A 16,470-nucleotide genomic window follows, 5' to 3' on the forward strand; every position below is an offset into this window, starting at 1 on the left:
AGTAATACGGCGGAGGAATGCTGTTGCATGGGCCTGGGTAGCGCGGCTGAACAGCTTGAATCGCTCTCTGAGAGGATCTCGATGAGTAATGAATTTCGCGTGCGGGAACTGGTGCTCGGTATCGAGGGGCTGGCCCTGCTCCGTACGGCCATGGACGCGGACGAGACGTTCTTGAAGGAACGGCTCGCGGAGATAAGGAAATTCGCGGGCGACGGCGCCGAAGAGCTGCCGGACGGCGGATCCGCGGTGAGCGAGCTGGACGCCTCCGCCGGGTACGCCGCCTGGTCGACCGTGTACGACTCCCTGCCCAGCTCCTACATCGAGGTCGAGGAGCCGGTGGTCCACGGGCTTCTCGACCAGGGCCCGGTCGGCACCGCGCTCGACGCCGCCTGCGGCACCGGGCGGCAGACCGCCGCCCTGACCGCGCGCGGCTACCGCACCATCGGCGTGGACCAGTCGCCCGAAATGCTGGAGCACGCCGCGCGCAAGGCGCCGGAGGCCGAGTTCCGCCAGGGCCGGCTGGAGAGCCTGCCGGTGGCGGACGAGTCCGTCGACCTCGCCCTGTGCACCCTGGCCCTCACCCATCTCTCCGACCTCCCCGCCGGGATCGCCGAACTGGCGCGCGTGGTCCGCCCCGGCGGCCGGGTCATCGTCTCCGACATGCACCCCTTCGTCATCACGCTCCAGGGCCAGTGCCTCTTCGTGGAGGGCGACGACCGGCTGGCCTTTGTGCGCAATTACGTCCATCTGCCCAGCCACTATCTGGAGGCATTCGCGTCCGCCGGTCTGACCGTACGCGCCTGTGTCGAGCCGGTGTTCAATGGCCGGCTCGCCCCGGGAGGGTATGAGGAGTTCATCGCGGACGCGGCACGAGCGGCCTGGAACGGAATTCCCATTGTGATCGTTTGGGAAGCCGTCAAGGCGTGAGGGAAAAGAAAGAAGGAACCATGAGAATCGTTCTGCATTCCGAACGTCCGGAGCTTTGGGACAGGATCCCCGAGGTGTTCGCCGGAGTCGTCCCCGAATACAATCTGCACGGGGACATCAACGAGACCCACTGGAACCGTCTCTTCGACGAGTTCAGCGACCACCAGTTCGTGCTCTACGACGAGGAGAGCGACGACATCCTGGGCGCGGGCCGTTCGCTGCCGAGGGTCTGGGACGGCACCCCGGAGGATCTCGGCGCCGGGCTCGACGAATCGATCACCGCCGCCTTTCTCGCCCACGACGCCGGGACCAAGCCCACCGCGCTGGTCGCGCTCGGCGTCGAGGTCGCCCCCGCCCACCAGGGCCGGAGCCTGTCCAAGGCGCTGCTCACCCAGATGAAGGACATGGCCCGCGCGGACGGACTGCCCCATCTGATCGTGCCGGTCCGGCCCATATGGAAGCACCGCTACCCGCTCGTCCCCATCGAGCGCTACGCCTCCTGGCTCCGCGCCGACGGTGAGCCCTTCGACCCGTGGATCCGCGCCCAGGTGCGGCTCGGCGGAAGGGTCACCGCCAGCGTCGCCGAGTCCTCACGGATCACCGGCACGGTCGCCGAGTGGGAGACCTGGACGGGGATGGCCTTCCCGGAGGACGGCGACTACGTCTTCCCCGAGGGGCTGAGCACCCTGCGCGTCGACCGGGAGAACGACCGGGCCTCCTACTGGGAGCCCGGTGTGTGGATCACCTTCGATCTGCGGGATCCCGCTCCGGAAGCGACTCCCCGCACCTGATGGCGGTCCAGGCGTACGCGGAGAGCAGCTCCGTGTGCGCCTGGCCCACGTCCGGCCGGCGCTCCGGCGGCAGCCCGGCTATGCCGACGGTGGAGACCGCCGCCGCCCGCAGCCGCTCACCGGCCGGCGTCCCGGCCTGTGTCGCGCCCGGGGGAGCGCACCGCAGGGCCGCCTCCCTCGCCTGCCGGCCCAGCATCAGACAGTGGATCCAGAACTCGTCCGCGAAGGACTCCCCGTAGAGGTCGCCCACCTCGCGGGCGGCCGGCCCGGGCCGCCCGGCGCGCATCGCGTCCTCGATCAGCTCCTCCGTCAGCCCCGTGTGCGGCAGCGCCTCGCGCCAGCCGAAGTGGTCGCGGGCGCGGGGCGTCGCGTCCTGGCCCGGCAGCCGGACGAAGCCCTCCCCGTACCGCATGTACGGCAGCCAGTCCAGCTCCTCCAGCACCCAGCCCTCGTACAGCGCCGGACGGGCGTCCTCGGCGCCGGCCGGGCAGACGGCGCGGCGCACCCCCTGCGCCGCATGGCCGTTGATGCTGCTGGTGCCCATGTGCTCGGTGACGGTCGGCACCGCCAGCAGGGCGCTGCGCCGGCCGTCCCGCCGCAGGAAGGCCGCCATCACCTCGTCGTCGTGGCGCTCGCCGCTCTCCAGCGCGTAGCGGCGGAAGTCGGCGGCCATGGCGACCGGGAGGGTGATGGCCAGGGTCGGGGCGAACTCCTCGGGCACGGCGCGCACCCAGCCGGCCCCCGCCAGCGCGGCGAGCCGGGCGGCCGCGCCGTTGCGCGCGTGCCAGTTGGTGTAGAAGGCGAGTGCCTCCCCGGGGAACCGGTCGGCGCAGTGCGCCACCAGGTCCAGCAGATCCGCGGGAGCGTCCACATCGTCCTGGATCATCAGCTGGTGGGTCGCGCCCTCGGCGACCCGGGACCAGGCGACCAGGGCCGTGCGCAGCGCGGAGGGGGAGTCGTCGGGGGCGGGGTCCAGCGCGAGGCCGCCCAGACCCAGTCGTGCGCACAGCTCCTCTGCCTGGGCCCGGCGCACCGGGTGGGTCATCACGGCCGAACTGACGCGTGCGGTGGGCATCGAGGGCACTCCTTCAGCCAATGACCAGTGGAGACTTTCGTGTCGATCATGGCCGCTGCCCGGGCGGGAGCCGCCGGGCGGGAAGGGACTACGACCGGAAAGGGCCGATCGCTGACTCGATTCAGCTGCCCGCGGGCAGCGGTTCGCCCGACCGGGCGCGGCACCGGCGCCGGCCGGTCGGGGGCGACGGCTCACAGGCTGCTCGGGGATCCGTCGGGGACCGTACGGGGGCGACGGCTCGGGGGCCGCCGAGCACCGGTCGGGGATCGGTCAGGGGCGGCCGTACGGCCGCCCGCAGGCACGCGCCCTGGCCTCGCGGTCCGTGCGGAGGCGCAGGGCCCGGCGCTGTCGCACCGCCTCGGCCGGACGGCCGCGTCCGGCGGCGGGGTCGCCGCGGTGGAGCAGGGCGAGCGCCGCGCAGCCGCCGACGGCGAGGGCGATCGCCGCGTCGGCCCAGAGCCGGACGGCGGTCCCGGTGTCGAGGAAGAGATGGACGGCCGTCACTTCCAGCCCCAGAATCGCCGCTGCCGCGCCGACGACCGCGTACCGACCGTTCCGCTTCACCCTGGCACCTCTCCGGCGGGGCGGGCCGACACAGGAAGTCGCCCGCGCCTTCGACGTATACCCAGCCGGAGGCGGGCCGATCCCGGGGCGGGTCCGCTCCTGGAACTTGGCATATGCCCGCACCGGCCGCGGGTTCCGCTTCCGGGCTCCCGGTACCGTGCGGAGATGAGCGATGAACGGGTGGGGGACGGGGAGACGGCGATGACGGACTCAGCGGAGGCGCCAGGGGTCTCGGCGGTCCCGCACGTGCCGCAGATCCCGGTGGTGGCACGGGTGGAGGCGGCCCTCGCGGCCCTGGGCGCCGACGGGCCGCCGGTCTTCGACCGGCGGCCCCAGGGGGAGCGGGCCTGGTTCGCCGACTGGGCCGGGGACGTCCTCGGCTCCGACGTCTACATCGGCCTGGGCTCCTGGGCCCCGGACGGGGAGACGGTCCAGCTGCTGCTGGACGACTGGACCCTGGAGCCGGTGGCCTCGACCGACGCCGCCGCCCTGCTCACCGCGGCGCTCTCGGGCCGGGGCCGGATCACCGACCGGCGCACCCTGCTGGTCCTGCGGGACCAGCTCCTGGAGATCCCGGTGGGCGACTCGGTCCACTCGGCCGCGCGCCCTGCGACGGAGTACGCGGAGCTGTCGCCCTGGGAACGCCGGCTGTACACGCCCGGGGCCCGGTGAGCGCACGCCGTCCGTGCCCGCGCCGACCGTCGCGGTCTGTGGTTGTCTGAAAACCGGGCGTGACAGGGCCGCAGCGGCCCCGCCCCGGACGACCATCCAGAAAGGGACAGAGCCATGGGCAAGGCGAAGGCGAAGGCCAAGCAGGTCAAGGGCAAGCTCAAGGAGGCGACCGGCAAGGCCGCCGGCGACCGGGGCCTCCAGGCGGAAGGGCGCGGCGAACAGGTCACCGGCAAGGCGCAGGAAGCCGTGCACGACGCCGCCGACCGGGTGAGGAAGCCCGGCGACCGCTAGAGCCCGCCTCCCGACCGCGCGCCTCCGGACCGCCCCCGGGCGACCCGGAGGACGCGGTCGGCCCCCGCGGACGCCGTGCCCCCGGAGCGCACCTTCCGGGGGCACGGCCCGCCGCCGCGCCCCACGGCACGGCGGGCGGACCGGGGCGAACCGGCGTAACCTGGACGGGGCAGTTGGCTGTTCAACTGCCTGTTCGGGAGGTCACCATGGACGTCCTGGTCCTCATAGGGCGCATCCTGTTCGTCCTGCTCTTCTTGTACTCGGCCGTCGGCCATCTCACCCAGACGCAGGCGCTCGCCGGCTACGCCCGCTCCCGCGGCGTCCCCGCGGCCTCCGCCGCCACCGCGGGCAGCGGAGTGCTGATGCTGGTCGGCGCCGTGAGCGTGCTCCTCGGCGTCTGGGCGGACCTCGGCGCGCTGCTCCTCGCCGTCTTCCTGTTCGCGACGGCGCTGCTGATGCACCAGTTCTGGAAGGAGAGCGATCCGCAGGTCCGTCAGACCGAGACGCTCAACTTCCTCAAGGCGGTGGCGCTGGGCGGCGCGGCCCTGATGCTGCTCGCGTTCTTCTCGTACACGGGACACGATCTGGGGCTCACGCTCACCGGCCCGCTCTTCCGCATCAGCTGACCGGCCCGGGCTGCGCCCGCGCCACCAGCCGGAAGAACTCCTCCTCGTTCCCCGCCATGCCCAGGGCGTCCAGGGCGCGGTCGGCCTCGGCGATCGGCGCGGCCAGCAGCGGCAGCGGCGGCGGGGCCCCACGGCTCTCCGAGAGCGTGGCGCGGACGGTCCTGAGCAGCCGTACGTACGCCCTCGCGGCCGCGATCTCCGGTTCGCTCATCTCGTTTCCTCCTCAAGGGTCTGTCGATGCGTCAAGCATCCCCTCCGCCACTGACAACGGCCCCTGGCCGCCCTCCCGGCCCCTTGACCGCGCGCCCTCCCGGTGCCTTGACCAGCCGACCGACCGACCGGCCGACCACCCGCCCGTCGCCTTCCCGGCCCCCGGACACGGCGGCGGGGCCCGTCCGCCGGACGGGCCCCGCCGTTTCCGGTGTCCTTCGGCGTCAGACGATCTGGTCCGAGAGCTGGGCCTGCTCGCGGGCCGAGCCGTACGCCTGCGGCGTGCCGTACGAGCGGCGCGCCACGAACCACCAGACGGTGGCCAGGGTCAGCACCGCGACCAGGGCCACGGAGGCGTAGTTCATGGTGTCCACGGTCACCGGGTTGGACTGCGGCAGCAGGAACAGCACGGTCACCACGGCCACCCAGACCACCGCGATCCAGCCGATCGGCCTGCTCCACTTGCCCAGGTTCCACGGGCCCGGCTCGAAGCGGTCGCCGGCCCGCAGCTTCAGATAGATCGGGATCGCGTACGCCGGGGTGATGCCGATGACATTGATGGCGGTCACCGCGCCGTAGGCGGTCGAGGAGTACAGCGAGGGGAGCGCGAGCAGGCAGGCGAAGCCGACCGACAGCCACACGGCGGGGACCGGGGTCTGGGTGCGGCTGCTGACCCTGCGCCACAGCGAGGAGCCGGGGAGCGCGTTGTCACGGCTGAAGGCGAAGACCATCCGGCTGGCCGCCGCGACCTCGGCGTTGCCGCAGAAGAGCTGGGCCACGATCACGATCAGCAGCAGCGCGGACGCGCCGCCCGTGCCCAGCGCGTCGACCATGATCTGGGCGGGAGGCACCTCGGTCTTGGAGTTGAGCGCGCCCGCGTAGTCCTGGATGGCGAAGGTCAGCCCGGCGAGCAGCGCGAATCCGGCGATCCAGGAGACCCAGATGGCGCGGACGATGCCCTTGGCCGCGGTGACGGAGGCGTTGGAGGTCTCCTCCGAGAGATGGGCCGAGGCGTCGTAGCCGGAGAAGGTGTACTGGGCGAGCAGCAGACCGACCGCCGCCACATAGAGGGGATTCTCCCACCCGGTGCCGTTCACGAACTCGGTGAAGACGTACTCGGGGGACTGGTGGTTCTTGGGGACGACGGCCAGCACGCCGACGATGAGCGTGACGCCGCCGATGTGCCACCACACGCTGATGGAGTTCAGCACGCTGACCAGCTTCACGCCGAAGAGGTTCAGGGTGGCGTGCAGCAGCAGAATGATCATGAAGATGATCATGGTGGAGCCGGGAGTCGGGTCGAAGCCCCACTGGAGGTGCAGGAACGCGCCGGTGAACAGGGCCGCGCCGTAGTCGATGCCCGCGATCGCGCCGAGCAGTCCCAGCAGATTCAGCCAGCCGGTGTACCAGCCCCACTTGCGGCCGCCCAGCCGGTCCGCCATGTAGTACAGCGCGCCGGAGGTCGGGTAGGCGCTGGTCACCTCGGCGAGGGCCATGCCGACGCAGAGCACGAACAGGCCGACGCCCAGCCAGCCCCACATCATCACCGCGGGCCCGCCGGTGTTCATGCCGAAGCCGTACAGCGTCATACATCCCGAGAGGACCGAGATGACCGAGAAGCTGATGGCGAAGTTGCCGAAGCCTCCCATGCGACGGGCGAGAACGGGCTGATAGCCGAGTTCCCGCAGCCGCTCCTCCTCGTCGACGGGGGACTTGGGGTCAGCACCCGACCATCTGGGTGAGGGGATGGACATGATGAATCAACCTCCGGGGGAAAAGGTGCTCGCACTGAACATTCGGTGGGGGGTGACACGGCACGGAACGGGGATCCGTGCCGGGGCGGCGGCCGTCGCCGAGCGCACCGGGGGGTGCGGTCGGTCAGTGGCCGCCGCCGCGTGCGGCGGCGATGCACCGGCTCCGGGCGCGGAGGAAGACCTCCTCGGCCAGGGCCGGGTCGCCGGGGTTCTGTGAGCGGTACAGCCAGGGCGGCGCGGTGAAGTACGGACCCAGCGACTCGAAGACCCGGGCCGCCTCCGCGAACCGGCCCGAGCCCCACAGCGCGTGGGCCAGGTGGTTGAGGTCGAGCAGCGAGGCCTCGGCGGGGTCGACATGGTCGAACCAGCCCTCCAGGGCGATCACGGCCTCCCGGGTGGCGTCCTCCGTCACCCAGTGCAGATCGAGCGCCCGCTCGTGCCCGCGGTCCCGCCGGTAGCGCTCCACCCGGACATGGAGCGGAAGCGCCAGCAGCGCCGAACCCGCCGGCGCGGCCGACGCCGCCCACTGGACGAAGTTCACCGCCTCCGACAGATGGCCGCCGGACCTGCGCGCGTACACGAACTGGAGCATCCGGTGGTACGCCTCGCGGTTGTACGGGTCCCTCTTGTGCGCCTCCGCGAGCAGCCCCCAGGGGCCGGGGAACAGCATCGGACCGGGCGGCACCTGCCGGTGCTCGTCCAGCCGCTGCTTCTCGTCCAGCTGGGCCAGCGCCAGCAGGCACACCCACGGCACCGGGTCGTCGGGGCCCTGGTGGGCGGCGATCCGGCACGCCTCCCAGGCCTCGTGCCACAGCTCCTGGGTCCGCTGGTGGTTCTCCCGGTGGGCCCGCAGCGCCCGTTCCACCGACACCCGGCACTGCATGACGTTCGCGGCCAGCGAGCCCGGCTCCTCGGCGCGCCACGCCTGGACCGCGTCGGAGCCCGCCGCGACGGCGGCGAGCACCTGGGTGCGCTGGGTCCACAGTCCCCAGCTCGCGGTGGAGTGCAGCAGATTCCGCATCGACAGCCAGCGGCCGGTCCGTAAATCCTGCATGGCGGTGCGCAGTTCGTTGTCGTGGCCCGCCGGGTGGTACACCGGACGGAACTGGTCCTGGGACATCAGTCCGCCGCCGCCCCCGTCGTTCTGCATCGACGTGGATGTCGGGAAAAGGTCGTCATGAGTCCTCATAGGGACGGCTGGGGGGGTTGACCCGGTGTGGAGATCAGATCCACTCCGCGTATGCGCGCCGATCTTACTCAACCAATCGATTACGACAAGAAGTTGACGAAGATCGGTCACATCGTGGAACGCCGGACACATCCGCTGGGGCATTTGCCCGTCTCTTGACGGCAAACGACGGCTGATCCACTCTGTCATGTCGTCAACGGACAACAAGATTCCGGCACTTCCGCTCAAGACCGGGCGGAAAACCATCCGAAATGAGCGTGCTGCCCGATGTCCCGTGCCGTACTCGCCGTCGACCAGGGCACCTCCGGCACCAAAGCCCTGGTCATCTGCCCCGAACGCGGAGTCATCGGCGCCGGGACCGCGCCCGTCGCCCCCCGCCACGGCCCCGGCGGAAGCGTCGAGGTCGACCCCGAGACCCTCCTCGCCTCCGTCGTCGACGCCGGACGCCAGGCCCTCGCCGAGGCCGGCGAGCCCGTCGCCGCCGTCGGACTCGCCAACCAGGGCGAGACCGTCCTCGCCTGGAACCCCGCCACCGGCGAACCCCTCACCGACGCCCTCGTCTGGCAGGACCGCCGCGCCGAGACCGTCTGCGCCGAACTCGCCCCGCACGCCGACGAACTCGCCCGCCTCACCGGACTGCCCCTCGACCCGTACTTCGCCGCCCCCAAGATGGCGTGGATACGCCGCGAACGCACCCGCGAGGGAATGGTCACCACCAGCGACTCCTGGCTCGTCCACCGGCTCACCGGCGCCCATGTCACCGACGCCGCCACCGCCGGACGCACCCAGCTCCTCGACCTCGACACCACCGACTGGTCGCCCCGGGCCCTCGACCTCTACGGCCTCGCGGACGAACGCCTCCCCGAGATCGTCGACACCGCCGGCCCCGTCGGCCTCACCACCGCCTTCGGCGACCCCGTCCCGCTGACCGGCCTCATCGTCGACCAGCAGGCCGCCCTCCTCGCCCAGAGCGTCACCGAACCCGGCGCCGCCAAATGCACCTACGGCACCGGCGCGTTCCTCCTCGCCCAGACCGGAACCACCCCCCGCCGCAGCGCCAACGGACTCGTCGGCTGCGTCGCCTGGCGGCTCGGCGGACGCACCAGCTACTGCCTCGACGGACAGGTCTACACCGTCGCCTCCGCCGTCCGCTGGCTCACCGAACTCGGCGTCGTCTCCGGCGCCGCCGACCTCGACCGGATCGGATCCACCGTCCCCGACAGCGGCTCCGTCTCCTTCGTCCCCGCCCTCGCCGGACTCGCCGCCCCCTGGTGGCGCGGCGACGTCCGGGGCTCCCTCACCGGACTCGGCCTCGACACCGGCCCCGGCCATCTGGTGCGCGCCCTGTGCGAAGGCATCGCCGCCCAGGTCGCCGAAGTGGCCCGGGCCGCCGCCGCCGACCTCGGCCGCCCCCTCACGACCCTGCGCGTCGACGGCGGACTCACCCGCTCCGCCCTGCTCATGCAGAACCAGGCCGACCTCCTCCAGATCCCCGTCGAGGTCTCCGCGATCCCCGACGTCACCGCCCTCGGCGCAGGTGCCCTCGCCCGCCTCGGCCTCGAACCCGGCCTCACCGCCGAACAGGCCCTCCCGCACTGGCGGCCCGCCGCCGTCTACGAGCCCGCCATCGGCGCCGACGAGGCTGCCGAACGCCTCGAACGCTTCCGCACCGAGGTCGCCGCCCTCCTCGCGCGGACGCCCGCAGACCCCCGGGTACCTTGAGCCGCGTGAGAGTCACCACCACCGGCCCGCTCCCCGAAGCCCCCTACGACATCGTCGTCGTCGGCGCCGGAGTCGTCGGATCCGCCATCGCCCGCGAACTCGCCCGCCACCGGCTGCGCACCGCGCTCGTCGACGCCCGCGACGACGTCGGCGACGGCACCTCCAAGGCCAACACCGCCATCCTGCACACCGGCTTCGACGCCGTCCCCGGCTCACTCGAATCCCGGCTGGTACGCGAAGGACAGCGCCGACTCGCCGCGTACGCCGCCGAGACCGGCATCCCCGTCGAGCCCGTCGGCGCGCTCCTCGTCGCCTGGGACGAGGAACAGCTCGCCGCGCTGCCCGCCCTCGCCGCCAAGGCCGAACGCAACGACTACCACCACGCCCGGATCATCGGCCCCGACGACCTCTACCGGCGCGAACCCCGCCTCGGCCCCGGCGCGCTCGGCGCGCTCGACGTCCCCGGCGAGAGCATCATCTGCCCCTGGACCACCACCCTCGCCTACGCCACCCAGGCCGTACGCGGCGGCGTCGCCCTCCACCTCAACTGCCGTGTCGAACAGCTCACCGACCACGGCGACCACCACGAACTCACCACCGGCCGGGGCGTTCTGCGCACCCGCTTCCTCATCAACGCCGCCGGGCTCCACGCCGACGAACTCGACCGCCAGCTCGGCCTCGACGACTTCACCGTCACCCCCCGGCGCGGCCAGCTCATCGTCTTCGACAAACTCGCCCGCGACCTCGTCCGCCACATCCTCCTCCCGGTGCCGACCCGGCTCGGCAAGGGCGTCCTCGTCTCCCCGACCGTCTACGGCAACGTCCTCCTCGGCCCCACCGCCGAGGACCTGGACGACAAGAGCGCGACCGACTCCACCGCCGAGGGAACGGAACACCTCCTGCGCGAGGGCGGACGCATCCTCCCCGAACTCGCCGACGAGGAGATCACCACCGTCTACGCCGGACTGCGCGCCGCCACCGAACACGACGACTACCGCATCCGCGCCCACCCCGCCCGCCGCTGCCTCACCGTCGGCGGCATCCGCTCCACCGGGCTGACCGCCTCCATGGCGATCGCCGCCCATGTCGTCGCCCTCCTCCCGGAGGCCGGCCTCACCCCCGGCCCCGCCCACGAGCTGGAACCGCCGCGCATGCCCAACCTCGGCGAGGCGTTCCCCCGCCCCTACCAGCGACCCGAACTCATCGCGGCCGACCCCGCCTACGGCACCCTCGTCTGCCACTGCGAACGCGTCACCCTCGGCGAGATCCGCGACGCCCTCGCCGCCACCGTCCCCCCGCGCACCGTGGACGGACTGCGCCGCCGCACCCGCGCCCGGGGCGGCCGCTGCCAGGGCTTCTACTGCGGACCGGCCGTCGACGCCCTCCTGGAGGCCGGACTCCCCGAACCGGCCGCCCCGCCGCCGCCCGGGACCGCCGCCCGATGACCACCCGGCCCGGCCCGCCGCACCCGACCGATCCACCGCACCGGCCCGGCCCGCCGCACCGCGTCGATCCACCGCACCGCACCCGACCGAACCTCCGCACCGCACCGATCCACCGCACCCGACCGGCCCACCGAGCCACCCGGAAGGCACCGACATGACCGACCCCACCGCCCCCGGCACCCCGCGCGCCGCCCCGGCCCGCGTCCTGGAGCGCGCGGTCGACGTCCTGGTCGTCGGAGCGGGCCCCGCCGGACTCGCCGCGGCCGCCCGGCTCGCCGCCGCCGGAGCCGGCGGCGTCGACGTACTCGACCGCGAACAGCAGCCCGGCGGCATCCCCCGGCACTGCTGCCACGGCGGCTTCGGCCTGCGCGACCTCCACCGCCCCATGCGCGGCCCCGAATACGCGCGCCGGCTCGCCGCCGACGCCGAACGCGCCGGAGCCGCCCTGCGCACCGGCGTCACCGCCACCGGCTGGGCGGGCCCCCGCACCCTGGAGACCACCGGACCCCACGGGATCGAACGCGTCACCGCCCGCGCCGTCCTCCTCGCCACCGGAGCCCGGGAACGCCCCCGAGCCGCCCGGCTCGTCCCCGGCTCCCGCCCCTCCGGCGTCCTCACCACCGGAGAACTCCAACAGGCCGTCCACCTCCACGGACGCAGAATCGGAACCCGCGCCGTCGTCGTCGGCGCCGAACCCGTCGCGTACAACGCCGTCCACGCCCTGCGCGCCGGCGGCGCCGAGACCGTCGCCATGATCAGCGCCCGGCCGCCCACCCCCGCCCCCGCGCTGCGCCGCCCCGTCCCCGTGCTCCACCGCACCACCGTCGCGGAACTCATCGGCCGCGCCAGACTCACCGGCGTACGGGTCCGGCACCAGGACGGCCGGACCACCACCATCGCCTGCGACACCGTCGTCTTCACCGGCGACTGGATCCCCGACCACGAACTCGCCCGGCGCGGCGGCATCCCCCTCGATCCGGGCACCCGCGGACCCGCCGTCGACACCGCCTACCGCACCGCCGAACCGGGCGTCTTCGCCGCGGGCAACCTCCTCCACGGCGTCGAGCGCGCCGGGATCGCCGCCGAGGAGGGACGCACCGCCGCCGACCGGATCCTCGGCCACCTCGACGGGGACCCCTGGCCCGGCCCCGGGCTCCCCGTCCGGGTCGAGCCCCCGCTCCTCTGGGCAGCCCCCAACCGCGTCCACCCGGACGGGCCCGCCCCGCTCCACGGACGGTTCATCCTGCGCACCGCCGAGCCGCTCGCCCTGCCCCGGCTCACCGTCAGCCAGGACGGCCGGATCCTCCACCGGCAACGCCCCCTGCGCCCCGCGCTCCCCGGCCGCCCCGTCCATCTGCGCGCGAACTGGACGACGGCGGCCGACCCGTCGGGAGGCCCGATCCTGATCACCGTCTGACCTCCGGGCCCGGCGAACGATCCGGTACGAGAGCCTCCGCCCCACCGCCGCGACCCGCCGGGCCCCGGCGCGCGCCCGTCCCGCGACGGGGCCAGGGCGTCGGCGGGACCGGTCCGGGAGCCTCTGAACGTGACGTCCGAAATCCGCCGGCCGGGCCGCCGACGAGCCGCCCATACTGGCCGTATGACGGTCGAGGACAGCAGATACGAGGCGGTGAGCAGCAGGGACGCCCGCTTCGACGGGGTCTTCTTCTTCGCCGTGGCCACCACCGGCATCTACTGCCGGCCCAGCTGCCCGGCGGTCACCCCCAAGCGGTGCAATGTCCGCTTCTTCCCGACGGCGGCCGCCGCCCAGGGCGCGGGCTACCGGGCCTGCCGCCGCTGCCGGCCCGACGCCGTCCCCGGCTCCGCCGAGTGGAACGTCCGCGCCGATGTGGTGGGCCGGGCGATGCGGCTGATCGGCGACGGCATCGTCGACCGCGAGGGCGTCGGCGGCCTCGCCCACCGGCTCGGCTACAGCGCCCGCCAGGTCCAGCGCCAGCTCACCGCGGAACTCGGCGCGGGCCCCCTCGCCCTGGCCCGCGCGCAGCGCTCGCACACCGCCCGTGTGCTCCTCCAGACGACCACGCTCCAGGCCGCCGAGATCGCCTTCGCCGCCGGATTCGCGAGCGTCCGGCAGTTCAACGACACGATGCGCTCCATCTACGCGGCCACCCCCGGCGAACTGCGCTCGGCGCGGCCGGGCCGGGGCTCCCGCTTCGGACCGGTCGTCGCCGAGAGCGGGCGGGCCGGAGTGCCCCTGCGCCTCGCCCACCGGGGTCCGTACGCGACCGCGGAGGTCTTCGACCTGCTCGCGGCGGAGGCCCTCGGCGGCGTCGAGGAGATCACCGGAGCGTACGGCTCCCGCACCTACCGCCGGACCCTGCGGCTGCCCGGCGGCCCCGGAATCGCCGAGGTCCAGGAGCGGCCCGGCGGCGCGGACGGCTGGCTGGAGTGCCGGCTGCACCTGTCCGACCTGCGCGATCTGACCACCGCCACCCAGCGGATGCGCCGCCTCTTCGATCTCGACGCCGACCCGTACGCGGTGGCGGAGCGGCTCGGCGGCGATCCGGCCCTCGCCCCTCTCGTCGCGGCCCGCCCGGGGCTGCGCGCGCCCGGCGCCGCCGACCCGGAGGAGCTGGCCGTACGCGCCGTGCTCGGCGGCGGCTCGGCCCGCGCCGCCCGCGCCCTCGGGGAGGCGCTGGTCGCGGCCCACGGGCAGCCGCTGTGCCGGGCGAGCGGCGGACTCACCCATCTCTTCCCGGAGGCGTCCGCGCTCGCGGAGGCCGATCTCTCGGATCTCACCGGGCTCGCTGATCCCACCGGTCCCGCCGAGCCGGCCGGCCGCCGACTGCCCGAGCACCGGCGTACGGCGCTGCGCTCGCTGACGGCCGCGCTCGCGGGCGGCGATCTCGTCCTCGACCCGGGGGCCGACCGGGACGGGACCGAGCGTGAGCTGCTGGCCCTGCCGGGCGTCGACCCCGTGACGGCGGGTCATGTCCGGATGCGCGGCCTCGGCGACCCCGATGTGCCGCTGACCGGCGATCCGTCCGTCCGCGCCGGGATGCGCCGGGCCGGGGCGGACCCGGCGCACGACGACCGCAGGCGGCCCTGGCGGTCCTACGCGGCGCACCACTTCCGGCACGCGCCGTGAGCCGCGGCGGTACGCCCCGCCCTCGCCCGGGCGGGCGTACCGCCGCGGCTCAGGCGATCGCCGCCGAGACGATCGCGGACACGGCGAGGTTGCAGGAGGCGGTCACCCACACCGCCGGATGCGGCTCGGGCTCCACCAGCGTCGCCCCCAGCTTCCCGGGCGTGATCAGGTCGACCACGAGGAAGGCCACGGCCATCATCACCAGTCCGAGGACGCCGAACGCGGCGGTCGAGGCGAGGCCCTTGCCGAAGTCGTCGTAGGTCGTCCAGATCGAGGTGAACACGATGCCGCCGATGCCCAGCAGCGCCGAGCTGAGGAGCAGCGCCGCGTTGCGGTTCCGGTCCTCCCATATCTGACGGCCGAGCTTGCCCGGGGTGAGCAGATCGATCAGGACCATGCCGAGGATCAGAAGGACCAGTCCGAGGGCGCCGTAGGCGCTCGCGCGGCCAAGTCCGTTGACGATGTCGCTCATTGAGGGGCCAGTCTCCGTGTCCACAGGTGATACCGGTCAAGGGCGCGCAAAATCTACCGTACGAACCCCTTGACGGCTCAGGGGCCCCGCCCCGGAGCCCCGGCCGGGCTCCGGACCCTGGCGGGACGGCGGCGGCGCCGGGCGCGGCGGGGCGTCGACGCAGGTTACAGCCACGCCGTCCGGACAACGGAGCGGCGCGAAAACGGCGACGGCCGCCGAGGGCTCCGCGGGGCGGACCGGGGGCGGGAGTCGGGGCGTCCACGGAGGTATCCAAGCAATAAGGGAATTAGCGCCTCTTTGACGTCGCGGAGGGACTTGTTCAGGCCATGCTGAGGAAGTCTGCCGATGTCTTGATCTGATACTGGGGCAAACGACGGATTAGGCCGGTCCAAGGCTCTCCAGCAGGGTCGAGATGTCGCCAACGAGTCTGTTCAACGCCTGGTCAGGGCCGTGGAACAGGCCATTCCGGCCACTGTAGGGGTGGCGGCTAGGGGTACCCCCTAGTTTGGCTGATCTGCTAGACATAGTGTGAGTGAAACGTACGTACACCCGAATCGTCGAACGTACGTGACTGCACCTGAGGTCTGTAACGGGGAGTTTCAGTCCATTGATTGAAAAGCGAAACACCAGCCGCTGGGTTCGTCGTTATCACGCCGCCGACGAAAGTCCGATCCAGCTGGTCTGTCTGCCGCACGCCGGAGGCTCCGCCTCCTTCTATTTTCCGATGTCCCAGTCCCTCGCCCCGGCGGTGGACGTCCTGTCCGTGCAGTACCCCGGACGGCAGGACCGCCGGAGCGAGCCCGGGATCACCGACATCGGCGTCTTCGCCGACCGGTTGACCGAGCAGCTCGTGCCCTGGCTCGACCGCCCCATGGCGCTCTTCGGACACAGCATGGGCGCGATCCTGGCCTTCGAGGTGACCCGCAGGCTGGAGCGCGACCACGGCGCCGCCCCGGTCCGCGTCTTCGCCTCCGGACGGCGCTCGCCCGCCAGCCACCGGCACGAGACGGTCCATCTGCGCGACGACGACGGAATCGTCGCCGAAATGCGGGAACTCAGCGGAACCGACGCGAGGATCCTCGGCGACGAGGAAGTCCTGCGCATGGTGCTGCCCGCCATTCGCACCGACTACACCGCGATCGAGAACTACCGCGCCGCGGCCGACGACCGGATCGACACCCCGATCACCGTGCTGACCGGCGACGCCGACCCCAGAACGAGCCGGGAAGAGGCGGACGCCTGGAAGGGCCACACCACGGGTGAATACGACATTCACCGTTTCCCCGGCGGCCACTTCTTCTTGGCGAATCATCAGCAGAGCATCATGAAGATCGTCTCCGAACAACTCTCCGCAGCGGTCCGCCAGGGCTGAACAGGAGCGCCGTCGAGCACGCCGGGTCGATCCGGCGTGCCCGAAAACCCCTCCCCGCCCGGCGGGGAGGGGGAAGCCGCACGACCACCGGCACACCCGGAGCGGGGCCGGAAGGGGGAGCCGCGTCGACGGCCCGGCGGCACACACGGCGCCATCCATCCACACCACAACGCGGTACGACGGCGCCTTCGCCGGGTGACGGTCCGGCCTGTCGTGATGTTTTCGGAAGTCGTGCAGTTCGGGGGAAGGAA

General features: G+C 72.9%; 16 protein-coding genes. 10 read left to right on the forward strand and 6 right to left on the reverse strand.

The annotated features are described in order from the left end of the window. Window positions 1-81: 81 nt before the first annotated feature. Both ACF089_RS30340 and ACF089_RS30345 read left to right on the forward strand, forming a co-directional pair. Window positions 82-927: a class I SAM-dependent methyltransferase gene (locus ACF089_RS30340; RefSeq protein ID WP_392033475.1), complete on the forward strand. Its 846-nt coding sequence runs from the start codon at window positions 82-84 to the stop codon at window positions 925-927. A gap of 20 nt (window positions 928-947) precedes the next feature. Further along, complete coding sequence (locus ACF089_RS30345; RefSeq protein ID WP_392033478.1) at window positions 948-1,718, forward strand: GNAT family N-acetyltransferase; 771 nt, start codon at window positions 948-950, stop codon at window positions 1,716-1,718. On the opposite strand, the gene ACF089_RS30350 is transcribed toward ACF089_RS30345, so the two are convergent. Together ACF089_RS30350 and ACF089_RS30355 are read right to left on the reverse strand one after the other, a co-directional pair. Continuing rightward, complete coding sequence (locus ACF089_RS30350; RefSeq protein WP_392033480.1) at window positions 1,669-2,793, reverse strand: hypothetical protein; 1,125 nt, start codon at window positions 2,791-2,793, stop codon at window positions 1,669-1,671. The two genes, ACF089_RS30345 and ACF089_RS30350, sit on opposite strands and share 50 nt — an antisense overlap. A 270-nt stretch (window positions 2,794-3,063) precedes the next feature. Next, window positions 3,064-3,357: a hypothetical protein gene (locus tag ACF089_RS30355; protein WP_392033483.1), complete on the reverse strand. Its 294-nt coding sequence runs from the start codon at window positions 3,355-3,357 to the stop codon at window positions 3,064-3,066. Between the two features lie 165 nt (window positions 3,358-3,522). Between ACF089_RS30355 and ACF089_RS30360 the strand changes: the two genes are divergently transcribed. From ACF089_RS30360 to ACF089_RS30370, 3 genes are all read left to right on the forward strand, one after another. Then, complete coding sequence (locus ACF089_RS30360; protein WP_392033486.1) at window positions 3,523-4,029, forward strand: hypothetical protein; 507 nt, start codon at window positions 3,523-3,525, stop codon at window positions 4,027-4,029. Window positions 4,030-4,143: 114 nt separating this feature from the next. Further along, complete coding sequence (locus ACF089_RS30365) at window positions 4,144-4,320, forward strand: CsbD family protein (RefSeq protein WP_392033489.1); 177 nt, start codon at window positions 4,144-4,146, stop codon at window positions 4,318-4,320. A 206-nt stretch (window positions 4,321-4,526) separates the two neighbouring features. Further along, window positions 4,527-4,946: a DoxX family protein gene (locus ACF089_RS30370; RefSeq protein WP_392033492.1), complete on the forward strand. Its 420-nt coding sequence runs from the start codon at window positions 4,527-4,529 to the stop codon at window positions 4,944-4,946. On the opposite strand, the gene ACF089_RS30375 is transcribed toward ACF089_RS30370, so the two are convergent. The 3 genes from ACF089_RS30375 to ACF089_RS30385 form a co-directional block, all read right to left on the reverse strand. Beyond that, window positions 4,939-5,157, reverse strand: coding sequence for a hypothetical protein (locus ACF089_RS30375; RefSeq protein ID WP_392033495.1), 219 nt, complete (start codon window positions 5,155-5,157; stop codon window positions 4,939-4,941). The two genes, ACF089_RS30370 and ACF089_RS30375, sit on opposite strands and share 8 nt — an antisense overlap. Before the next feature lie 223 nt (window positions 5,158-5,380). Next, on the reverse strand, window positions 5,381-6,910 hold the full coding sequence (locus ACF089_RS30380) for an amino acid permease (protein ID WP_392033498.1): 1,530 nt from the start codon (window positions 6,908-6,910) through the stop codon (window positions 5,381-5,383). A gap of 124 nt (window positions 6,911-7,034) precedes the next feature. After that, window positions 7,035-8,030, reverse strand: coding sequence for a hypothetical protein (locus ACF089_RS30385; protein WP_392033542.1), 996 nt, complete (start codon window positions 8,028-8,030; stop codon window positions 7,035-7,037). A gap of 336 nt (window positions 8,031-8,366) precedes the next feature. Between ACF089_RS30385 and ACF089_RS30390 the strand changes: the two genes are divergently transcribed. From ACF089_RS30390 to ACF089_RS30405, 4 genes are all read left to right on the forward strand, one after another. Next, the gene (locus ACF089_RS30390; RefSeq protein ID WP_392033501.1) at window positions 8,367-9,821 is read left to right on the forward strand and encodes an FGGY family carbohydrate kinase; all 1,455 of its coding nucleotides are present in this window, start codon (window positions 8,367-8,369) and stop codon (window positions 9,819-9,821) included. A 5-nt stretch (window positions 9,822-9,826) separates the two neighbouring features. Then, the gene (locus ACF089_RS30395) at window positions 9,827-11,266 is read left to right on the forward strand and encodes an FAD-dependent oxidoreductase (RefSeq protein ID WP_392033503.1); all 1,440 of its coding nucleotides are present in this window, start codon (window positions 9,827-9,829) and stop codon (window positions 11,264-11,266) included. Between the two features lie 154 nt (window positions 11,267-11,420). Beyond that, the gene (locus ACF089_RS30400) at window positions 11,421-12,683 is read left to right on the forward strand and encodes an NAD(P)/FAD-dependent oxidoreductase (RefSeq protein WP_392033505.1); all 1,263 of its coding nucleotides are present in this window, start codon (window positions 11,421-11,423) and stop codon (window positions 12,681-12,683) included. A gap of 183 nt (window positions 12,684-12,866) precedes the next feature. Beyond that, window positions 12,867-14,375, forward strand: a complete 1,509-nt coding sequence (locus ACF089_RS30405) for an AlkA N-terminal domain-containing protein (protein WP_392033508.1) — start codon at window positions 12,867-12,869, stop codon at window positions 14,373-14,375. A gap of 49 nt (window positions 14,376-14,424) precedes the next feature. Here the strand turns inward: ACF089_RS30405 and ACF089_RS30410 are convergent, their stop codons facing one another. Then, window positions 14,425-14,847: a DUF350 domain-containing protein gene (locus ACF089_RS30410; RefSeq protein ID WP_392033511.1), complete on the reverse strand. Its 423-nt coding sequence runs from the start codon at window positions 14,845-14,847 to the stop codon at window positions 14,425-14,427. A gap of 610 nt (window positions 14,848-15,457) precedes the next feature. Between ACF089_RS30410 and ACF089_RS30415 the strand changes: the two genes are divergently transcribed. After that, entirely contained in the window at window positions 15,458-16,219 is a 762-nt protein-coding gene (locus tag ACF089_RS30415) for a thioesterase II family protein (protein WP_392033545.1), read from the forward strand. Window positions 16,220-16,470: the final 251 nt, after the last annotated feature.

The sequence above is a fragment of the Streptomyces sp. NPDC014894 genome (genome assembly GCF_043080985.1).
GTDB lineage: Bacteria > Actinomycetota > Actinomycetes > Streptomycetales > Streptomycetaceae > Streptomyces.

Bases quoted from the DNA above. Each gene is read 5' to 3' on its own strand.
- ACF089_RS30410 (WP_392033511.1), bottom strand. From the start codon at position 14,847: ATGAGCGACATCGTCAACGGACTTGGCCGCGCGAGCGCCTACGGCGCC.
- ACF089_RS30390 (WP_392033501.1), top strand. From the start codon at position 8,367: ATGTCCCGTGCCGTACTCGCCGTCGACCAGGGCACCTCCGGCACCAAA.
- ACF089_RS30360 (WP_392033486.1), top strand. From the start codon at position 3,523: ATGAGCGATGAACGGGTGGGGGACGGGGAGACGGCGATGACGGACTCA.
- ACF089_RS30400 (WP_392033505.1), top strand. From the start codon at position 11,421: ATGACCGACCCCACCGCCCCCGGCACCCCGCGCGCCGCCCCGGCCCGC.
- ACF089_RS30340 (WP_392033475.1), top strand. From the start codon at position 82: ATGAGTAATGAATTTCGCGTGCGGGAACTGGTGCTCGGTATCGAGGGG.
- ACF089_RS30365 (WP_392033489.1), top strand. From the start codon at position 4,144: ATGGGCAAGGCGAAGGCGAAGGCCAAGCAGGTCAAGGGCAAGCTCAAG.
- ACF089_RS30375 (WP_392033495.1), bottom strand. From the start codon at position 5,157: ATGAGCGAACCGGAGATCGCGGCCGCGAGGGCGTACGTACGGCTGCTC.
- ACF089_RS30370 (WP_392033492.1), top strand. From the start codon at position 4,527: ATGGACGTCCTGGTCCTCATAGGGCGCATCCTGTTCGTCCTGCTCTTC.
- ACF089_RS30345 (WP_392033478.1), top strand. From the start codon at position 948: ATGAGAATCGTTCTGCATTCCGAACGTCCGGAGCTTTGGGACAGGATC.
- ACF089_RS30380 (WP_392033498.1), bottom strand. From the start codon at position 6,910: ATGTCCATCCCCTCACCCAGATGGTCGGGTGCTGACCCCAAGTCCCCC.
- ACF089_RS30385 (WP_392033542.1), bottom strand. From the start codon at position 8,030: ATGTCCCAGGACCAGTTCCGTCCGGTGTACCACCCGGCGGGCCACGAC.
- ACF089_RS30405 (WP_392033508.1), top strand. From the start codon at position 12,867: ATGACGGTCGAGGACAGCAGATACGAGGCGGTGAGCAGCAGGGACGCC.
- ACF089_RS30350 (WP_392033480.1), bottom strand. From the start codon at position 2,793: ATGCCCACCGCACGCGTCAGTTCGGCCGTGATGACCCACCCGGTGCGC.